At 29.7% G+C, this 19,436-nt stretch carries 20 protein-coding genes and 1 pseudogene; 6 read left to right on the top strand and 15 right to left on the bottom strand.

Annotated features, from left to right (window positions below):
• Nucleotides 1-70: 70 nt before the first annotated feature.
• Nucleotides 71-1,978, bottom strand: a complete 1,908-nt coding sequence (locus B3086_RS04175) for an OPT family oligopeptide transporter (protein ID WP_346877960.1) — start codon at nt 1,976-1,978, stop codon at nt 71-73.
• A 300-nt stretch (nt 1,979-2,278) separates the two neighbouring features.
• On the bottom strand, nt 2,279-3,784 hold the full coding sequence (locus tag B3086_RS04170; protein ID WP_035131673.1) for a YfcC family protein: 1,506 nt from the start codon (nt 3,782-3,784) through the stop codon (nt 2,279-2,281).
• A 772-nt stretch (nt 3,785-4,556) separates the two neighbouring features.
• Between B3086_RS04170 and B3086_RS04165 the strand changes: the two genes are divergently transcribed.
• The 3 genes from B3086_RS04165 to B3086_RS04155 are packed head-to-tail and all read left to right on the top strand — an operon-like array spanning nt 4,557 to nt 7,154.
• A complete protein-coding gene (locus B3086_RS04165; RefSeq protein ID WP_346849086.1) occupies nt 4,557-4,931 on the top strand; it encodes a GntR family transcriptional regulator in 375 nt (124 codons plus the stop codon).
• Nucleotide 4,932: 1 nt separating this feature from the next.
• Nucleotides 4,933-5,841 (top strand): ABC transporter ATP-binding protein, encoded by a 909-nt coding sequence (locus B3086_RS04160; protein ID WP_346892806.1) that lies wholly within the window; start codon nt 4,933-4,935, stop codon nt 5,839-5,841.
• A complete protein-coding gene (locus tag B3086_RS04155; protein WP_346892804.1) occupies nt 5,823-7,154 on the top strand; it encodes a hypothetical protein in 1,332 nt (443 codons plus the stop codon). The genes B3086_RS04160 and B3086_RS04155 overlap by 19 nt, the downstream gene beginning before the upstream one ends.
• Nucleotides 7,155-7,208: 54 nt before the next feature.
• Here the strand turns inward: B3086_RS04155 and B3086_RS04150 are convergent, their stop codons facing one another.
• Together B3086_RS04150 and B3086_RS04145 are read right to left on the bottom strand one after the other, a co-directional pair.
• Complete coding sequence (locus tag B3086_RS04150; protein ID WP_346849089.1) at nt 7,209-7,736, bottom strand: DUF5662 family protein; 528 nt, start codon at nt 7,734-7,736, stop codon at nt 7,209-7,211.
• A gap of 85 nt (nt 7,737-7,821) precedes the next feature.
• Nucleotides 7,822-8,175 (bottom strand): YxeA family protein, encoded by a 354-nt coding sequence (locus B3086_RS04145; protein ID WP_346879584.1) that lies wholly within the window; start codon nt 8,173-8,175, stop codon nt 7,822-7,824.
• Between the two features lie 114 nt (nt 8,176-8,289).
• Here B3086_RS04145 and B3086_RS04140 point away from each other — a divergent pair.
• Nucleotides 8,290-8,412 (top strand): annotated as a pseudogene (locus B3086_RS04140) (transposase); the annotation flags it as partial.
• 100 nt (nt 8,413-8,512) lie between these two features.
• On the opposite strand, the gene B3086_RS04135 reads toward B3086_RS04140, so the two are convergent.
• The 9 genes from B3086_RS04135 to B3086_RS04095 all read right to left on the bottom strand — a co-directional run bounded on the left by B3086_RS04135 (nt 8,513) and on the right by B3086_RS04095 (nt 16,046).
• Nucleotides 8,513-8,923: a DUF1259 domain-containing protein gene (locus B3086_RS04135; protein WP_346849091.1), complete on the bottom strand. Its 411-nt coding sequence runs from the start codon at nt 8,921-8,923 to the stop codon at nt 8,513-8,515.
• A 240-nt stretch (nt 8,924-9,163) separates the two neighbouring features.
• Complete coding sequence (locus B3086_RS04130) at nt 9,164-9,847, bottom strand: amino acid ABC transporter ATP-binding protein (protein ID WP_346892802.1); 684 nt, start codon at nt 9,845-9,847, stop codon at nt 9,164-9,166.
• A 12-nt stretch (nt 9,848-9,859) separates the two neighbouring features.
• Nucleotides 9,860-10,501 (bottom strand): amino acid ABC transporter permease, encoded by a 642-nt coding sequence (locus B3086_RS04125; protein WP_346849093.1) that lies wholly within the window; start codon nt 10,499-10,501, stop codon nt 9,860-9,862.
• 12 nt (nt 10,502-10,513) lie between these two features.
• Entirely contained in the window at nt 10,514-11,311 is a 798-nt protein-coding gene (locus tag B3086_RS04120; protein ID WP_346879586.1) for an amino acid ABC transporter substrate-binding protein, read from the bottom strand.
• A gap of 148 nt (nt 11,312-11,459) precedes the next feature.
• On the bottom strand, nt 11,460-12,056 hold the full coding sequence (locus B3086_RS04115) for an NAD(P)H-dependent oxidoreductase (RefSeq protein ID WP_035131655.1): 597 nt from the start codon (nt 12,054-12,056) through the stop codon (nt 11,460-11,462).
• 83 nt (nt 12,057-12,139) lie between these two features.
• Complete coding sequence (locus B3086_RS04110) at nt 12,140-12,853, bottom strand: pirin family protein (protein WP_346849095.1); 714 nt, start codon at nt 12,851-12,853, stop codon at nt 12,140-12,142.
• 50 nt (nt 12,854-12,903) lie between these two features.
• Nucleotides 12,904-13,347: a MarR family transcriptional regulator gene (locus B3086_RS04105; RefSeq protein WP_346879587.1), complete on the bottom strand. Its 444-nt coding sequence runs from the start codon at nt 13,345-13,347 to the stop codon at nt 12,904-12,906.
• Nucleotides 13,348-13,450: 103 nt separating this feature from the next.
• Nucleotides 13,451-14,131 carry a DNA alkylation repair protein gene (locus B3086_RS04100; RefSeq protein ID WP_346849097.1) on the bottom strand — a complete coding sequence of 227 codons (681 nt, stop codon included), beginning with the start codon at nt 14,129-14,131 and terminating at the stop codon, nt 13,451-13,453.
• 187 nt (nt 14,132-14,318) lie between these two features.
• The gene (locus B3086_RS04095) at nt 14,319-16,046 is read right to left on the bottom strand and encodes an oleate hydratase (protein ID WP_346849098.1); all 1,728 of its coding nucleotides are present in this window, start codon (nt 16,044-16,046) and stop codon (nt 14,319-14,321) included.
• Nucleotides 16,047-16,319: 273 nt separating this feature from the next.
• On the opposite strand from B3086_RS04095, the gene B3086_RS04090 reads away from it, so the two are divergent.
• Nucleotides 16,320-17,519, top strand: a complete 1,200-nt coding sequence (locus B3086_RS04090; RefSeq protein WP_346879588.1) for a DUF2812 domain-containing protein — start codon at nt 16,320-16,322, stop codon at nt 17,517-17,519.
• Nucleotides 17,520-17,639: 120 nt separating this feature from the next.
• On the opposite strand, the gene B3086_RS04085 is transcribed toward B3086_RS04090, so the two are convergent.
• Nucleotides 17,640-18,128 carry a hypothetical protein gene (locus B3086_RS04085; protein ID WP_346877974.1) on the bottom strand — a complete coding sequence of 163 codons (489 nt, stop codon included), beginning with the start codon at nt 18,126-18,128 and terminating at the stop codon, nt 17,640-17,642.
• A gap of 2 nt (nt 18,129-18,130) precedes the next feature.
• On the bottom strand, nt 18,131-18,283 hold the full coding sequence (locus tag B3086_RS04080) for a hypothetical protein (RefSeq protein ID WP_346877975.1): 153 nt from the start codon (nt 18,281-18,283) through the stop codon (nt 18,131-18,133).
• A gap of 275 nt (nt 18,284-18,558) precedes the next feature.
• On the opposite strand from B3086_RS04080, the gene B3086_RS04075 reads away from it, so the two are divergent.
• Nucleotides 18,559-19,335: an SDR family NAD(P)-dependent oxidoreductase gene (locus B3086_RS04075; protein WP_346849102.1), complete on the top strand. Its 777-nt coding sequence runs from the start codon at nt 18,559-18,561 to the stop codon at nt 19,333-19,335.
• Nucleotides 19,336-19,436: the final 101 nt, after the last annotated feature.

The raw sequence follows: 19,436 nt of genomic DNA, 5'->3' as shown, positions 1-19,436 counted from the left end.
TCCGGCCTAGGTTTTCCCTAGGTCGGATAACTTATTTTTTATTTTAATAGACTATTGCAAGAAATAATTTCTATTTTCTAATCTTATTTTTAGATGCACTGAATTTGAATATTGTGAATATTAAGAACAAGAAGAAGATTAAACCACCAATATTGCCTAAACTTATAGTTTCTGAAATATTAATTACATCACCAAGAGTAGATGCTCCAATTGGGATAATTGCAAATACTGCAAGTAAAATACCTACTAATCCTTCACCAGCAATTAAACCTGAGGTGTATAAAATACCATTCTCAACAACTTGACCTCTTTCTTCTTCTGAAACATTTTTCTTCTTATCAAAGTATAATCTTACTAATCCACCAGCCATAATTGGTGTACTTAAGTGAATTGGTAAATAAAGTCCTACAGCAAATGGTAATACTGGAATTCCTAGTATCTCAATTACAATTGCAATACCTGCACCTGCAAATACTAGTGCCCAAGGAAGATTTCCTTCCATTACACCTTCTACTACCATCTTCATTAATGTTGCCTGTGGCGCTGGTAATTCTGTAGAACCATAACCCCATGCCTTATTTAATAGGTATAACACTCCACCTATAGCTATGGCAGATACTAGCACTCCAATTAACTCGCCGATTTGTTGTTTTTTAGGTGTTGCACCAATGATATAACCAGTTTTTAAATCCTGTGATGTATCACCAGCAATAGCTGCTATAATACATATAATTGAACCAATTGCGATTGCAGCAGTCATACCCTCTTGTCCAATAGTTCCTGTAGCTTTTAAAATAATTGTTGCAAACAATAATGTTCCAATTGCCATTCCTGATACTGGGTTATTACTACTTCCTACTAATCCTACCATTCTAGAAGATACTGTAGCAAAGAAGAATCCAAATACTACAATTATAATTGCACCAACTAGATTTACAGGAATTACAGGTACTAGCCACATTAATATAATAATTATTAAGCAAGCTGCTAAAATACCTTTCATAGGTAAATCTTGTTCTGTTCTAAGGTCACTAATAGTGTTACTTCTACCGTAGCTCTTCATCGCTTGCCTAAATGTTTTCACAATTAATGGTAGTGACTTCACTAAGCTTAAAATACCCCCCATTGCAACAGCACCTGCACCGATGTAACGGATATATTTACTCCAAATTGTAAAAGAATCCATAGCGCTTATAGGATCTGCACCTGGGTATATAACTGCATCTCCGCCAAATAAACTAATTAATGGCATTAATACAAACCAAGCAACTATTCCACCAGATAACATGTATGCAGATATCTTAGGTCCACATATATAACCTACTCCTGCTAGTGCTGGAAGTACGTCTATACCTACTCCAGATCCCTTATAGCCTGTAAGTTCATAATGTACTTCACTTGGAAATAACTTTAATCCATCAGCAATAAATTTGTATAATGCAGCTATTCCAAGACCTGCAAACACTGTAGAAGATTTTGCTCCTCCCTGTTCACCAGCAAGTAAAACTTCTGCACAAGCAGTTCCTTCTGGATATGGAAGCACTCCATGTTCTTCAACAATAAGAGCTTTACGAAGTGGTACCATAAATAAAACACCGAGAATACCACCACAAAGTGCGATAATTCCAATTTCCAGTAAAGATGGTGCTTCTGTTCCCCATTCTGATGCCCACATAAATAATGCTGGTAATGTGAAAATAGCTCCAGCTGCAAGTGATTCACCAGCAGAACCAATTGTCTGAACTATGTTGTTTTCAAGAATGGAGTCTTTTCTTAGAATAACACGTATAACTCCCATTGAGATAACCGCTGCTGGAATTGAAGCTGATACTGTCATACCAACTCTAAGACCTAAGTAAGCATTGGCTCCACCAAAAAGTACTGCCAGTAAAATTCCTAAAATAATAGATGTTAATGTAAATTCGGGTACGACTTTTTCAGCAGAAATGAACGGTTTAAAACTGTCTTCTTTTTTCATCAAATTCCCTCCCTATATATTCATCTTATTGCATATTGTAGCATCCCTTGTTTTCTTTTACAATATGCTATATTACATTATATTATTTTTTATGAAACTTATAACTAATATACTATTTATAGTTAATATTTTTTATAAATTATTATTTATGTTAAATATTTAACTATAACAACTTTTATTTCTTATATTGCTAAATCAAAAGAAATAACTATCATATATATAAATACCCCCTAGGATAGACTATAATTAGCCTATCCTAGGGGGATTTTTTTAAATTCTATAAAGTTTTACTATTTCATATTAAAAATTAACTTGTATTAATAGCATTATTGCACTAAATGCTGCTATATATCCCATTAGAGGCATTATAAATTTTAACCACTTGTCATAAGTTACATCAACCATCTCTAATGTTGCAAGAATTAATCCTGTTGGAGTAATAAATGAAATTAATCCTAATCCGTATACATAAGCTGAAATTATAACATCTCTTGAAAGTCCAACTGAATCTGCAAGAGGAGCCATAATGGGAATGGATAGAACAGCCAGTCCTGATGAAGAAGGAATAAAGAATCCAAGTACTATAAATATTAAAAGCATTAGTACTATAAATATATTTCCGTTCATACCTGCTATAGCATTAGAGAAGAAGTTAAGTATTGTATCAGAAATCATACCATTTTCTAATACAAGGTTAATACTTCTAGCAACCCCTATAACTAATGCAACACTCATTAAATCAGCAGCTCCAGTTACGAATTGGTTTACAAACTCTTTCTCCCCTAATTTTGATAGGAATCCAATAATTATACCAGTTACTAAGAATAGAGCTGTCATTTCTGCGAACCACCAATCCAAAGAAGAAACTCCATAAATCATAACTACAAAGGTTAAAAGGAATATTAACAATATAATTTTGAATCTTAAAGTTAATTCTGGTGCTTCTCCTTGACTAGCAAATTTAGCTTCAATTTTTTCTTTGTCTGCAAATGTTAATGATTTACTTGGATCTGCTTTAACTTTCTTAGCATATCTTAAAATATATATTATAGTTATTAAAGTACCAAGAACAAAAGCAATAATTCTGAAGTTAAGTCCATTTGTAAAGCTTATTCCAGCAGCATTAGAACCTATAACTACTGAGAATGGGTTTACTGTTGAGAACATACTTCCTATAGAAGAACCCATGTATATTGCTGCAATACATACCATAACATCATAGTTTGCAGCTAAGAATACGGGAACCATTATTGGATACAGAGCTATTGTTTCCTCTGCCAGTCCAAAAGTAGTACCTCCAAGAGAAATCAAGAAAGTAATAAATACTATCAATATGTATTCTTTTCCTTTAGTTAATCTTGAAAGACTTGCAATCCCTGCATTAAATGCACCAATGTTATTTAATACTCCAATAACTCCACCTATAATAAATACAAATAAAATTATATCTATAGTATCATATACTCCGTTAATAGGTGATAGAATTATATCAATTATACCTTGTGGACTTTGTTCAACTTTTTCATAAGTACCTGGTATAGCTACTGGTTTATTAATACTACCATCTTCAAATTTAGAAATGTCACCAGTAACCTTAAGTTCATCTAAAGTTTCTTGAGTACCAGGCATTTCTTTTATATCTCCATTGGGAGCAGTAATCTCAAACACAGTGCTATCTGCATTATAAGATAACTTTGAATATGAACCAGCTGGTATCACATAAGTTAGCGCTGCTGCTAAAAGCAATACTATAATTAATACTGTAAAAGCAGTTGGAAATGATAATTTCCTTTTATTCTTTGCCATGTAAATCCCTCCAATAATTTAGTATTAGTGCTTGCCACATATAGTAGCTTAAATTATTTATATCTACTTTAAGCACATAGTTAATATTTTATTCATAAGCCAATAAAGATTTTATATTAGTAACATGCTCTTAAATATACACACTTTTATGAAATAATGAGAAACATTCATGTATTTTTGTATAATTATCCTATGAATTAAGAATTTTTATGCTTTAATTTAAGATTCTAGTCCTCATCGTTCTTTAAACGTTTTCAGACCTACGAAAAAATTTTTAGCCATTTCACGGCATAAATTCTATAATTTCCAGCATTTCCCCATCTTATCAATTTCTTTATTTATTTCATAATAATTTTATATTGTATATTATACTCATAACTTTCTTTACACGTATAAATAATAACTTGTCCTATGTACTTTAAGATTTTAGATATAAATCCAACAAATTTTGACTTTGAGAGTCAATATTTATCGATATTCTATAATTATATTACTATAAAATCACAAAAAAATAAAGTATCATATTCGCTCTTTTTCCCCTTTTTCCCCCTTATTTCTTATTAATTCTCAGTATTACACCTGTATATTCACATTTTTGTTCATTCTATGTTCATTTTTATAAGTTTTGAATTTATATTATAAAAATATTATCGTTTTATATTTTAATTATTTTTTTTAAAAGAATTGACATTAATTCCTAATGATAATATACTAAAAGTACAATACTACATTACTCATGTAATGTAGTTCCTGAAACAAAGGAGGTTTACCCTTGAAAATAGATGTAAATAGCCTAGTTCCTATATATGTTCAAATTGCAAATGCTATTGAAGATGATATTCTTAGTGGAACTTTAGAAGAAAGTGGTACTTGCTATTCTCAATTAGTAATTGCCAAAGAGCTTACAGTTAACCCTGCTACTGCAGCTAAGGGAATTAATTTATTAGTAGGAAGAGGTATTCTTGAAAAACAAAGAGGATTAGCTATGATTATAACTCCCAATGCAAAGAAAAAAATTATGAATAGAAGGAAAAATGAAACCTTTGAAAAACTGGTAAGAGATCTAGTCAATACAGCAAAAAAATTAGACTTATCTGAAGATTATGTACTTGAAACTATAGAAAAACACTATAAGGAGGATAAATAATATGACTTCTTGCATTATAGCTAGAAATCTTTTTAAAAGATATAAATCTAAGGTGGCTATAGATAATCTATCTGTAGAAATTAATGAAAATCAACTCATAGGTTTAATCGGTAGTAATGGCTCAGGTAAAACTACTTTTATGAAACTATGTGCAGGTCTAATTGAGAAAACCGAAGGAGAATTAATGGTTTTAGGTGAAGAACCCATGGATAATTTATCGGTATTAGAGGAAATTGTATATAGCTATCATAATATGTCCTATGAATCTAACTTATGTCTAGGTAGAATTGTTGAGTGTTATAATATGATGTACCCTAACTTTGACCTTAAGTTTGCAGAAAACCTTTTGAAACATTTTAATCTTAAAATGAAAATTAAGTATAAAAATTTATCTCAAGGTATGAGAAGTTTATTTAACTTTATATGTGGTATTTCCTGTCGTGCCAAGGTTACCATGTTTGATGAACCAATTTTAGGCATGGATATTAAAACTCGTAAATCTGTTTATGATATCATACTACGAGATTATATAGAACATCCACGAACTATAATTATTTCTAGCCATATTTTATCAGAGTTGGAAAATATTCTTTCAGAACTAATAATAATTAATAATGGGTCTTTAGTTTTATATGAAGCTATGGATACTATAAAGGAGTCTGCCTATAGAGTAGATGGAAATCCTGATAATTTAGTAAATTTCATTAAAGATAAAAAAGTACTATATAAAGATTTTAGTAACATAACCTCCTTTTCAATAATAGAAGGCTTAATTACAGAATCTTTAGAGATAGAGATATCAACTAACAATTTGAATATTTCAAGAATTAGTCCAGAAGAGCTATATATTTATCTGACTGAAAATAATTATAATGGAGGCATGGAGGAGTTATGGATAAAAGACAATTAAAAAATATTAATAATCTATATAAAATACGCTCAAAAGAGCATAAAAAGGCACTTTGGATAATTTATATACTACTTGCATCCTTTTTTGCAATTGATTTAATTGCAACTCTTATGGATATTTTCACTTATTCTAAAGATGTAACTACCTACAGTCTACAGACCTATACCACTAATGGTCTTTTCCTAGCAATTAGTATAAGCATCGGAACTTTATTGTGGTATAACTCCTTCAATAATCAACATCAAGCTTTTCCCCAGGATAATAAAACAAGATTTATGTCTTATGCTCTGTTTAACTACATTACTCTATTAAAAGTGTCAGTAACTTCTTTACTTTTATACCTAATTCAATATAACATTTGGGCATTAATTGGAAGTTTAAATTCTAATATATCTTTTGCTTATCCTATAAATTTACCTTTCTTAATCTCTGGTTTTATAGTTAATTTACTCTATGGCTCCATGTTAATTGCCCTGACTTTGTTAATCAATGTTTTGAGTAAAAAATTTCATATGTATTTCTATATTACTTTCATAATGTTTGTAGTGGCTGCATTCTTTAACAATGGAGCTCTGTTCATTACTATTGGAAATCTTTTTAGCTTTTGGACTAAAGAACCTTTTCTTGGCATATTTGTTGTAAAGTGTACTATAACCCTAGGAATTTTACTTATTTTGTCTGTAGTTATAAATAGTACTATAGTATATTATAAAGCTGAGACTAAAAATACAACTAAATCTAGATTTATTTTATGTGGAATTGCCCTTTTCTGTTTTATCATTGTGATATCTTTAAGTGTATTTACCCATAATTATCCATACAATAGCAATAGTGAAATGGGATCTGATTCCATAAACTTTGTTAACGACAACCCCTTTAAAAATTTTGAAGAAAAAGAAATAGAAGTGGCTCTAACTAATCTTAACACTGATATCCCTATTGAAATAGTAACTCAATTTAATGAAGATGAAGAAAATATTTTTACTACTCGCTATAGCGACTCCTCAATAGAAGAAATTTATGAAAATATTATTGTAAAATACCATCTTCCCTACAATGAAGTGGACTATATAAATCTTAATTATTTCAAAAACCCTATAGTTACAGCAAAACTTGAGGATAACAAACTATATATTAACTATACTTATGACGAAAACCAAAAGGTTATTCTTCTTAGCTCCTATGGTACAATGTCTCAATTTGATTGCTTTAAAGGGAAAACCCTCTTTAAAGGTAATCCAGGTCACATGACTGGTAGCAGTGATGGTAGTATAGAAATAATCTATCCTAAGGGTACAAAATTTAAAAACTAAAAAATTAAAGCCATCTAAAAGGAGTAATTTCTCTTTTCAGATGGCTTTATTATGTTATTTTAAAATCTGTTTTTTTATATAATCTAGAGTTATCTGTTCACCTTCACTTGCTAACTTATTAAGTAAAAGCTCTAATAATTCCCTACTGTCCTCATGAATAATTTGATAATCCTTACCCCTTTCATAATATATTAAAGCCGAATTATCTTTATACTTCTCTTTTTCATAATTCATACAAGCGCAAATTCTGTCAATAAACATTTCAACTACATAATTATTGGGCATTTTCATACCAACTATTCCATCTTGTATTTTCATACCATAATCAATCCAATATTCTAAGTGATGCTTATTTCTTCCCTTATGATGAAGCCAAGACTTAGAATATCCTTCCACCTTCTTTTGTATTCCATTAGGACTAACATCTCCTCTGTAATACTTTATTCCTGCTGAAAATTCTACCCAAGAGTACTTAGAAAGATCATGTAATATTCCTTGTTTATATAACCCCACCTTAAAGCAGTATTTCATAACTAATAACTTATGTTTTGTTATAGTCTTAAAGTGATTAATTGCGTTCATTGTATTTTCATCCCCTAAAAATTATGTTTTCTCTAGTCCTATATTAACATAATTTCCTTCTCAAATAAAAACATTGAATAATAAACTAATTTAATTTATAGATTTCTTTTACCTTATCGGGTAGTTCTTTTATTTCAACTTCTTCATAACTCTTTGTTTTTTCACCCTTAACATATACCTTTAAATATCTATCAACCTTTAGTATCTTTGACGTTGTAAATGTAATTAATTTCTCATTTCCATCTTTATCATACCCATTTATTTTATACTCATACGTATTGTATCCTCCACTATTCTCACTTGTTATATCCTTATATTCACTGACAGTTTTAACGTAATACTTTGTTGAACCTAGATTAATTATACCGTTAGAACTTACTAACAATAAAACTCCACCTACTATTATTATACTTACAATAATTCCTATTAATTTTTTCATTTTATATCCTCCTATAGTTTCTTTTAAGTAAATTATATGTTTTTTATAACTAACTTCATATTTACATCTATTACATTAGTCTTTCATTATTGTCACCTAACTTAACACTTTTAAATGAATAGATCAATTCAAGTTGAAGGTACTTTTGGAGTGTTGAAAAGTGACTATAATTTCACTCGTTTTTTTACACGTGAAAAAAATAACGTTAAAACTGAATTTATTATGCTATGTTTTGGGTGCTAAACCCCAACAAAACCTTCGGTTATTTTTATTTGAAATAGCAAAAGGAGCATCACTCCATAACTTAATTACTTATTTTGTGATGCCCCCATTAAAATTATTTATGCTGTTTTCTTAATACCCTTAGAGCTTCTGCCACTTTTCTAGCAAAGTCTAATGGCCTATCAATTGACTCAAAATGAATATACATAAGTCTTGGATCCTCAAATAACCAATGGTTATGCAGTGCAGTTACTAGTATTCCTCTTGCTCTTAGCGCAGATATAAAATCATTTATTTCATTCTGAAGTATAACTGTTTCACCTAAATTAAGAGTTCTACCATTATTATCAGGAGATTCAAAAGAAAATAATGCTGCTAAAGCTAGTGGTGATTTTGTTCTTCTTCCTAATATTTCTGCATTTATATTTCTCATAAATGTTACTGTACAAACATTATTTTCTGTACTTAGAATTTCTGCTCCAAGTATCTCAGCAAATTCATCACAAATCCTACAAAAACTTTCCATAATATTCCTCCAATTATTAGATAGGTTCTATTATATAGTTAAAAATATTTTATCTATATATACATAATATGTTCTTCTTTACAATTTTGTTAAGCATTGATTTAAATAAAGTAATTATTTGCAAAAAATATAATATAACATTAATGGACATTAATATCTTTTCCTATTTCTTTTATAAAACTATCCTCTAATAATAAACAAAAAGAAGGATAATCCCATCATAAAGAGATTATCCTCACTTTAAATATACATATGTTCATTTTTTAATACTCCGTTATCCATGGATAAAATTCTATCTGCTACTATAGTTGCAAAAGTCATATCATGAGTAATAATTAAAACTGTCATGGCCTTTTCAATACTTAATTTTTTTATAAGATTCGCTACTTCTTCAGTGATGCTTGGATCTAGGGCAGAGGTTGGTTCATCAAAACATATAAGTTTTGGATTCATTGCAAGTGCCCTTCCTATGGCAACTCGCTGTTTTTGTCCTCCTGAAAGTTGAAATGGATAGCTATTTTCTTTATTTGCAAGTCCTAAAAAACCTAATATTTCTTTGGCTTTATTTTTAGCTTCTTCAATATCAACTCCCAATACTACCCTTGGAGCTTCTGTAATATTTTCCACAACATTCATATGTGGGAATAAATTAAAATTTTGAAATACTAGCCCCACATCCATAGGTATTTCCAACTTTTCCTTTCTATGAGCCCCTTCTCCATCTTTGTATAAATACTTGTTGTTTATTATTATAGAACCCTTATCAGGTTTAGTTAATCCACTTATACACCTAAGAAAGGTTGTTTTTCCACCTCCAGAGGGTCCTACTATAACAGTAATTTCACCTTCTTTTATTTCAAGGTTTACACCTTTTAAAACTTTACTATCACCAAAACTTTTTTCTAATCCAATTACTCTAAGCACAATATTCCTCCTCTATTGATAGTAACTATACCTTTTTTCTAATTTTTTAAATATTTCACCAAACAATGCAATTAAAAGTAAATATATCATTCCTACTATTAAAAGGGGCATAAGAGAAGCTTCTGTATTAGATGCTATTTTACCAACTTTTAGTAGTTCGTCTAATCCAACTACATACACTAAGGCAGTATCCTTTACAAGTGTAATAGTCTCATTTGCCAGAGCAGGAAGTATTCTCTTAATAGCTTGTGGAAGAATTATTTTAAAAAATATGTATTTTTGAGAAAAGCCAAGAACTTTAGCTCCTTCGTATTGTCCTTCCTCTATAGAAATTATTCCAGCCCTAAATATTTCTGCAAAATATGCTGCATAATTAAGAGTAAATGCTAATATAGCAGCGGGAAATCTGTTAAAGGTTATCCCTATAATAGGTAAACCAAAAAATATAAATACAACTTGTAGGAGTAGAGGGGTTCCTCTCATAATTAAAATGTACCCGCTTGTTATTTTGTTCAATATTTTATTTTTAGATAATCGTCCCTGCGCAACTAGTATTCCAAGAGGTATTGAAATTACAAGGGTTAATATAAATACCTCAATGGTTACTTTTAATCCTTGGAATACTTGTGGTAATAGGGTAATTAAATTATTCATATAAATACACTCCTATTTAATTATATCTTTTCCAAACCACTTATCGGAAACTTTCTTAGCTGTACCATCTTTTTTAATATCCTCAAAGGCTTCATTAAGCTTCTCAAGCAATTCTTCATCACCTTTTCGTATACCAACACCATAAGATTCATCTCCAAAATCATCATTTAATATTTTAAATTTACCTTCACCTTTTTTGTTTATATAATATCTTGCTAAAATCTCGTCAGCTACAACAGCATCTATTCTTTTTGCTTCTAAATCCATTAATGCTTCATTATTTGTTTCAAAGGTATAAACCTTACCATCCTTAAAGGTTTTTAAAAGTTTCTCTTCCTTGTTTATTGCATCTACTGCACTAGATTGATTTTGTGCTCCAACATTCATACCTTTTAAATCAACTTTACTATTTATTTTTGAATTCACTAAAGTTATTATAACTTGTCTATTTTCCAGATAGGGATTTGTAAAATTCACCTTTTCTTTTCTTTCTTTGGTTATACTATAACCATTCCATATAAGATCTATTTTTCCTGAGTTAAGTTCTGATTCTTTCATAGACCAATCAATAGGCTGAAATGTTACTTGTTTACCTATTCTTTTTGATACTTCCTTTGCAAGATCAATATCAAAACCTACTATTTCTCCATTATTATCTTTAAATCCCATAGGAACAAAAGTATCATCAAAACCAATTATAAGTGTTTCCTTATCCATTGCATCCTGTGACTTATTGTTACATCCTGCTATTGATAATGCCATTACTGCAATAATTCCATAGATTATTACATTTCTTAATATTTTACTCATTTGCTTATCCCCCCCACTTAATTATAATCTACTACTTTATTACTTTACCATGGTAGAGTAATAAAGTAAATACATTTCTTTTTTTATTAATATTTAATCCATATAAAAAAGCCATAAAACTAATTATGGCTTTTTAACACATATAATTTTAAAACAACTTGGCAGTATCCTTAGCTACTTTTATTCCTTGTTCAACTTTCCCTTCAACATCTGCCCCAACAACATCTAAACTTTCTACAGCAATAGTCTTCATATCTTGAATTCCAAAGAATCCTAGGATTGTTCTTAAATATCTATCCCCCATTTCATATGGTGCATCCCCATATTCTCCTCCTCTAGATACAATGTGTACAGCTTTTTTATCCTTTAAAAGTCCAACTGGCCCTTCTGCTGTGTACTTAAATGTTATTCCTGTAACACTTACATAATCTATATAAGCTTTTAAAATTGCAGGAATACTTAAATTCCACATTGGTGCTGCAATTACATATTTATCTGCTTCTGCAAATTGATATGCATATTTTAGAATTGGGTGCTTCCTACTTTCTTCATTTTTAGCTCCAAATATTTCTCCTAAATCCTCTGGTTTTAGAAAATCTATATTTTCTTTATATAGATCTAAAGTAATTATTTCATCATTAGGATTACTACTTTTATACTCCTCTATAAAACTATCCGATACCTTAAAAGTTCTTGATTCTCCATCCTTCTTAATATTTGCTTTAATGTATAATACTTTACTCATATCTTTCTCTCCTTTTTTATCTTGTATATATCATCACACAAGACATAATTTTATTTTTGTTCTTAAATTTTATATTGTAGTTATCATATATATAGTGCTTCTGTTTTATTCATTTCTATTACAATTAAATGTGAGTTTTCATTAGCTTTAATTTTAATGTTTTCTTCAACTATTTCTAAGGCATCTTGTTCATTTAAATGCACATTATTAATTTCTGAGTTACCTTCAATTTGTACTAAGTATGCCTGTCTTCCTTTATTTACATTAAAGTATATCTCTTTATCCCTTTCTAAATAAGTTGCATACACATTTATATCTTGATGAACATTTATAGGTACATCCTTTAAAGTGCCAGATACCATGTGGAGCCAATTGTTGGTTCTATCTCTCCAATTAAATCTATAATCTCCGTAATTAGGTTTATATCCTTTCTTATCAGGCATAATCCATATTTGAAGAATCCTTAAATCCTCATTGCTATGATTAAATTCACTGTGGTATACTCCTGTGCCAGCACTCATATATTGCATTTGACCTCTCTCTAAGCTTCCAATATTGCCCATACTGTCTCCATGAGTTAATTCTCCTCTTACAATGTAAGTTATAATCTCCATGTCATTATGAGGATGAATATCAAATCCTGAATTAGCCTTCATAACCTCATCATTTAGTACCCTAAGCACACCAAAATTAATATTTGTTGGTTTAAAATACTCTGCAAAAGAAAAATGAAAATTTCCTTTTAACCATCCGTAGTTACTTTTCCCCATGTTATTACTATCTATTCTCTTTAACATAACAACCTCCATTTTATCACTAATTAGTGATATATTTTTATAAAAACTCATTACAAGTTTTTAAATTTCTTTAATATACTTTTTAATATAATTTTTTCTTCATCCGTTAAAACACTAAAGATCCTACTAATATTTTTAATATGCTTTGGAAAAATGTCTTCAATAATTTTTTTCCCCCTATCTGTTATAGAGATTATAGCAACTCTCTTATCTTCTGGATTTATAATCTTTTTTACTAATCCTTCCTTCTCTAAATTTTTTATAACCACAGTTATATTACCAGAAGTAGTTAATATTTTTTCTATTAACTCATATATTTTTAAGTCTCCCTTATTGTATAAGGCCTCTAAAACTCCAAACTGAGCAACTGTAAGTCCAGTTTCCTTTATAGTTTGAAACTCCCTTTTATGAATTTCATGCTCTGCTCTAGTAAATACGACTAAAGTTGATAGGTCTAAGTTATTTTCTTTAATTAATTTCTTTATATCTTTCATAATCTAAATTTATCACTAATTAGTGATAATGTCAACAAATAAAAATATGATTTAAAAATTTATATTTTAAGTATAATAACCTTATCAATAATAGTAATATATATTAACTCATCATCAATCTTCTTCTAGTTTCTTCATCAACCTTCTCTAAAGCATACCTAAAAGCTACTCGTGGCATAATATTTTTATTCTTTAATAAATACTCATATACCTTATCCTTTTCAACCTGTGACAGCACTTTTAGCATCCAGCCATACCCTTTCAATACGAGATGATGTTCATCTTTCATAAGCATATCTGAAATTATGTAAGGATTGATTCCATGATACTTATCTTTTTTAATAGGATAAATTAAGATAACAGCAGCTGCACGTCTCACAAAAAAGCTTGGATGATTTGTCCAAATTATCACATATTTAAATAGTTCATTATTTTGACTTAATAATTCTCCAAAGGCATGTGTGCAAAAATCATCACAATCTCCCCAGCCTGTAACATACTTCTTTAACCAACTTTCAAATACAAAAAATGTGTCATTATTATACTGATTCCTAACTCTATAAGCCCAATCGTATGCAATAACCCCTAATTCCCATTTATGTTCATCAAGTAATTGTTCACATATATTGAAAATATTATCAATACTTTTATCTTCTATAGTTTTATATAGCTTTGATGAAAACGCTCTAACTTTACTGGTAGTTAGACCATTTTCTTTTGATAACCCTTTAAAATAATGCTTTGCTATTAAGATAATATCATTCACTCGTATCACTACTTTCATATAAAATAAATTCTCTCGTCCCAGTCTCATTCCTTTATTTTATTGTATAGGATATTAATACCATATTCAAATATAAATATATTAACATAAAAAACTAGTAGCTTCAGCACAAATGAAGCTACTAGTTTTTTTGACTTAGTGGAAGTTTTTATCCATAATAACCATTAATGAACTATGGATAATCTGTTTATCTATAAGAAGTTTTTAAAGCTTCTTTTAGTATCCTAGGATTCTTTTTATATGGAGTTACCGGACAGATTTTCTTATTCTTCACTTTGAATAAAGTATATACTGCAATTCTTGCTGCACGTACTGAATATTCTTCAGTAAATACCATGTCCTCTGGTATTTCAACGAATTGACTAATCATAGCAAAGTTAGTTGATCCTTCTGGTACAACCTTTGGTCGATCAGACATCTTACGAGGTTGGAATTGAGAATCTATATAAGGCATCATGCATGGAATAACATTCACCACATCTTCCATAATTTCATCTATCTGATCTTCTAAATGTAAATGATGTAAAAGTTCTATTAACATTTCTTCACCAGTACAGTCTCGCATTGGTTTCTTTACATAATCTCCAACTTTATCTGTATATAACCCATAACCCCAGAAAATAGTTGTATCCATTGTTTGAGCTTTAAAGTGTGGTTGAGCTGCAACTACAATACTCATTAACCAATTAGAATCTTTAAAAGTCATCAAAGCACCACTACCTGGAATATTAGTAGAAATCTGCTCTATTAATTTTAATAGTTTATTTCCTTTACAAGTTACAGTGAAGCTTTCCCAGTTAGTTTCATCCGGATGATTAAAGAAAGGATCCGGATTACCAAGTCCTGGTTTTTTATTAGCAACTTTTCTCCAAAGCTCACCTGAGATTGGAGCACTAGGGTCAAAAGCTGCCGGTGTATGAAGATCACCTAAAGTTGCACTATCAGTCATACAACCATTAGTCATGATACAAACATCACCTTCATTTAGTTCAATAACTCTTTCTCCATTTCCATCTTCTACATGAATAGCTGTTACTGTAATTTCATTACCTGGTCTAAAATCTAAATCTGTTACCGTTGCATTTATACTAAAATCAACTCCATGTTCATCTAGATATGCCTTTATTGGTAAAATCACAGATTCATATTGGTTATATGGTGTACGAGTAACTCCTTCTAGTGTTTCTATACGAGAGAATTCAAAAATCATACGATTCATATAACGCTTTAATTCAAACAGACTAGACCATTTTTGGAAAGCAAAGGTTGTTTGCCACATATACCAGAAGTTAGTCTCAAAGAAATGAGGGGTATGACTAAACCATTGCTCTATAGTCATATCATCTAAACTTTCTTCTGGAGTAATCATTAATTTACCAAGAGCCATACGATCTTCATTGTTGAATCCCATGCTTTTTACATCTTGAATTACACCATACTTATCTACTAAACGAGCTTGAGCATGAGTTGGATGTAAATGGTCAAAGTTAAGTATTTCTTCTGTAACACTTTTACCTACCATATCTAAAGATGGAATGCTTGAAAATAGTTCCCAAAAATTTTCATAAGTTTCTTCATTTAGCATTCTACCACCACGACATAGGAAACCATTTTGTACATCTCCAGCACCATCATTGCTACCACCAAGAATTTGCATTCCCTCTATAATATGAATGTTTTCGCCTTTAAAATTACAGTCTCGTACAAGATAAGCTGCTCCTGCTAAAGAAGCTAAACCTCCTCCAACAAAGTAAACTTGTTTTCCTGAATGATCTATATATTCAATTTCCGTCTCTTGACTTTGTGATTTGTTCTTAAGTTTTTTAGCTCCTAAAGTAGCTATTGTTGCTGCCCCTGCTATAGCTCCTATAGCCACTAAAGGATTTATGCTACTTTTATTTGATTTTTTACTCATAATAATTACCTCAACTTTCTAGTTAAATTAATTAATGAAGATTGCTTATTTATTATTATAGTTTAATACAATTAAAATGTAATTATACAGATTTACTTATTTGTCTAAAAAAGTATTAAGAAATTTGAAATAATAAATGTACATTTCATAAACTCATAATTTTTTAAGAACAATAATAGACTTTCATTAACTTTAGATTAACTTCTATCAAATTTAATGGTATAATTTATTTAATATGTAATATATTATTCATGTTTTTAGGAGGATTTAATTTTGAGTAAATCTGTTTATAAATTTAAACCAGGCTCTCCTTGGAAAATTGGTGTTACCGAAAGCTGGCTTAATTCCATGGCTAAAAGAGGACTTTTCATAGAAAAAATGGGGAAATATTTCGCCAAATTTAATAAAGATGAACCTAGGGATATGTACTATAGAATAGAAATGTCTAAGGAAAAGGATGAATTGGGAGAAGAACAAATTAGAATGTATAAAGCTCGTGGATGGGAATATGTTACAAACTATAACAATTTTCATATTTTCTCATCACCCTATGAATTCAATACCACAGAGGTTCATATTATCCCCGAAGAATATGCACAGCTATTAAAACCCTTTTATAAAAAAGCTTTAACACAACTTCTTATTTCTTTTGCAATTCTATTTGCATTTTATGCAGTTATCCCTATGTTTATTGATAAAAGATACGTTAGTGTTTTAGTAAATATGAGTTTTCTAGAACTTCTTTCCCAATTAATAATTATTTCAACCTTTATTAATGGATTGTTTGAAATTATATATATAGGCAAACTTAGAAAGTGCCTTTTACAAGGAACTTCTGTGGATCATAATGCACCTTGGAAGTCTAATTATATAGTATCTATTTTTATTAGTTCTTGTCTAATTCTACTTTCAATAACTTTAGTAGTTTTAACCTTCACATCATTGTTTACAGGTTATGATGATGAAAAAACTATTCCTGATGATACGACTTCCATGGCAATTATAAGACTAAAGGAAATAGAAAACTCAGAAACCTTAGAAGAAACTCCAATTTCCACTTCTGAGGAAGTTAATTATGAACGTCACTACAATTTGAAAAAAACCTTTTTTGCTCCATTAAAGTATACTAGTTTTGAAATGGGGGCTATAATGACTAATCCTACTACAACCTATTTAAAATCTCATGATGCTATACTAAATAATGAAGTATATCAAGTAAGATTTAAATCCATGTCCCAAAAACTACTCTTAGAATTATGGGAGGATGGTGATGACTCAAGAACGGATGATACTACGCCTCCTATTTTACATGATGATGAGCTAGATCTTTTAATTGTTCATAAAACAAGTGATGGATACGAAATCTATGCTTGTAAAGGAAAAGGTGTTATCCGTGTGATATATACTGGTAAAGAAAATGTAAATAAGATAATACCATTGATAAAACAAAAGATTTCTTTAATATCAGAATAGAATTATATAATGAATTTTCTATGTTAGTATAACTGTAATAATATAAATAAGGACTATATGGAAATTAACTAAGATTTCTAACTTAATTATTTTCATATGTCCCTTATAAACGATTTAATATTAGTCATTATCTACTTTTCTTATCTTAACCTGTTCATCCTCTTCAGTTTTAATTGAAATTTCAATCTTTCCCTTTGCTTTATTTCCTACAAATTTAAATCTATATTTTCCCTCTATTAATTTTATTGTTCTTTCTCCAGTTTTAGTGCCTACTAGTATATCCTCCACCTGTTTTTCTGGACTAATTAAAACCCCTTTAAAATCACCACTTTCAACCTTTGAATCATATTTAATGGTAATTTCACTTTGTCCCTCTGATTCTATATTCCAAATTGTATCTGCTCCTGAAAACTTCCCATATTTAACGGTAATTTCATTTTTAGAACCCGATTCATTCCTACCTACATAGCTATAGCTATCTCCATCTTTTGCAATTTTTTCATTATTATCATAAACATCTGCTTTCCCTGTATCCAATGTACAACCACTAAAACTGCATAATAATAGTATTAAGCAGATTCCTAAAAAAGTTTTATTTTTTAATTTCAATTCTACTCCTCCTTTATATAGTTTTCACTTACACCATAAGTGTTTTTATAACTTTTCATATATTCTTCACCATAACCCCAATATGCTTCCGAATTTATAGCAATATTACTTAAAATACTTTCTTCCTCTACTTTAGCTCTACAAATATTAATCATTCATATTCCTCAAGACTAATGTCTTACACTTGAGAGTATATTAAAATTATAGAATATGTTGTATGATAAATCTACAACTGCATGACAATTAATCTCTCAGATTAGCATAATACTAATTATAAATTAGTATTAAAGCACCTTGTTAAATAATTAATTAATTTACAATATGTTGAAGTTATGCTACTATATTATTATAGCAAGTAAATATCTATTAATAATATTTGTTTATTGATAATATTTACAAGATGTTTATATTTTAGAAAGGATTTGATGTTATGAACAATTTATTCAATCTTACTGGTAAAGTTGCTATAGTTACAGGTGCTTCTAGTGGACTAGGAGCTGATGCCGCTAGAGCTTATGCTGAATATGGAGCTAGTGTTGCACTACTTGCAAGAAGAAAAGATAAACTTGATAATGTAGTTAAAGAAATTGAAAATAATGGTGGAAAAGCTCTAGCTGTTCAATGTGATGTTGCTAATGAAGAAAGTGTTATAGCAGCAATAGACGAAGTTATTAAGCACTTTGGACAAATTGATATCCTTCTTAATAACGCAGGAGTTGCAACTGCAGGTTCTGTTGAAAACATGTCTGTTGAAGCTTGGGATAAAGTTATGGACATTAACGTTAAGGGAATTTTCTTAATGAGTAAATATGTAGTTCCTCATATGAGAGACAGGAAATATGGTAAAATTGTTAACATAGCTTCTATAAATGCTGTTATTGCAGACAAAGATCCTTCTCTTTTCCGTCACTCCTACAATACTTCTAAAGCAGCTGTTAGAGGCTTAACTATGGGTATGGCTGCAAGCTATATGCAAGATAATATTACAGTTAATTCTATAGGTCCTGGCCTTTTTGAATCTGAGATGACAGAAAATACCCTTTTTAAGCATGAACCTTTTCTTAGAGCTTACAATGCTATTTCTCCTGCTGGAAGACCAGGTAAAAAAGGTGAACTTAATGGAACAATTATTTATCTATCATCAGATGCTTCTAGCTACGTAACTTCTCAACATATTCTTGTTGAAGGTGGTATTTCTATAGTTTAAAAGCTACACGACGTATAATTAAAATATAAAGACTTTTTAATATAAAAAAACTGTTAACATACTATTATGCTAACAGTTTTTTCATTTATCTAAGTTGAGAA

The sequence above is a fragment of the Clostridium sp. UBA871 genome, from assembly GCF_002295255.1.
GTDB lineage: Bacteria > Bacillota > Clostridia > Clostridiales > Clostridiaceae > Clostridium_J > Clostridium_J sulfidigenes.
Note: the sequence above shows the minus strand (reverse complement) of the source record. Positions and strands in the feature narration are given on the sequence as shown.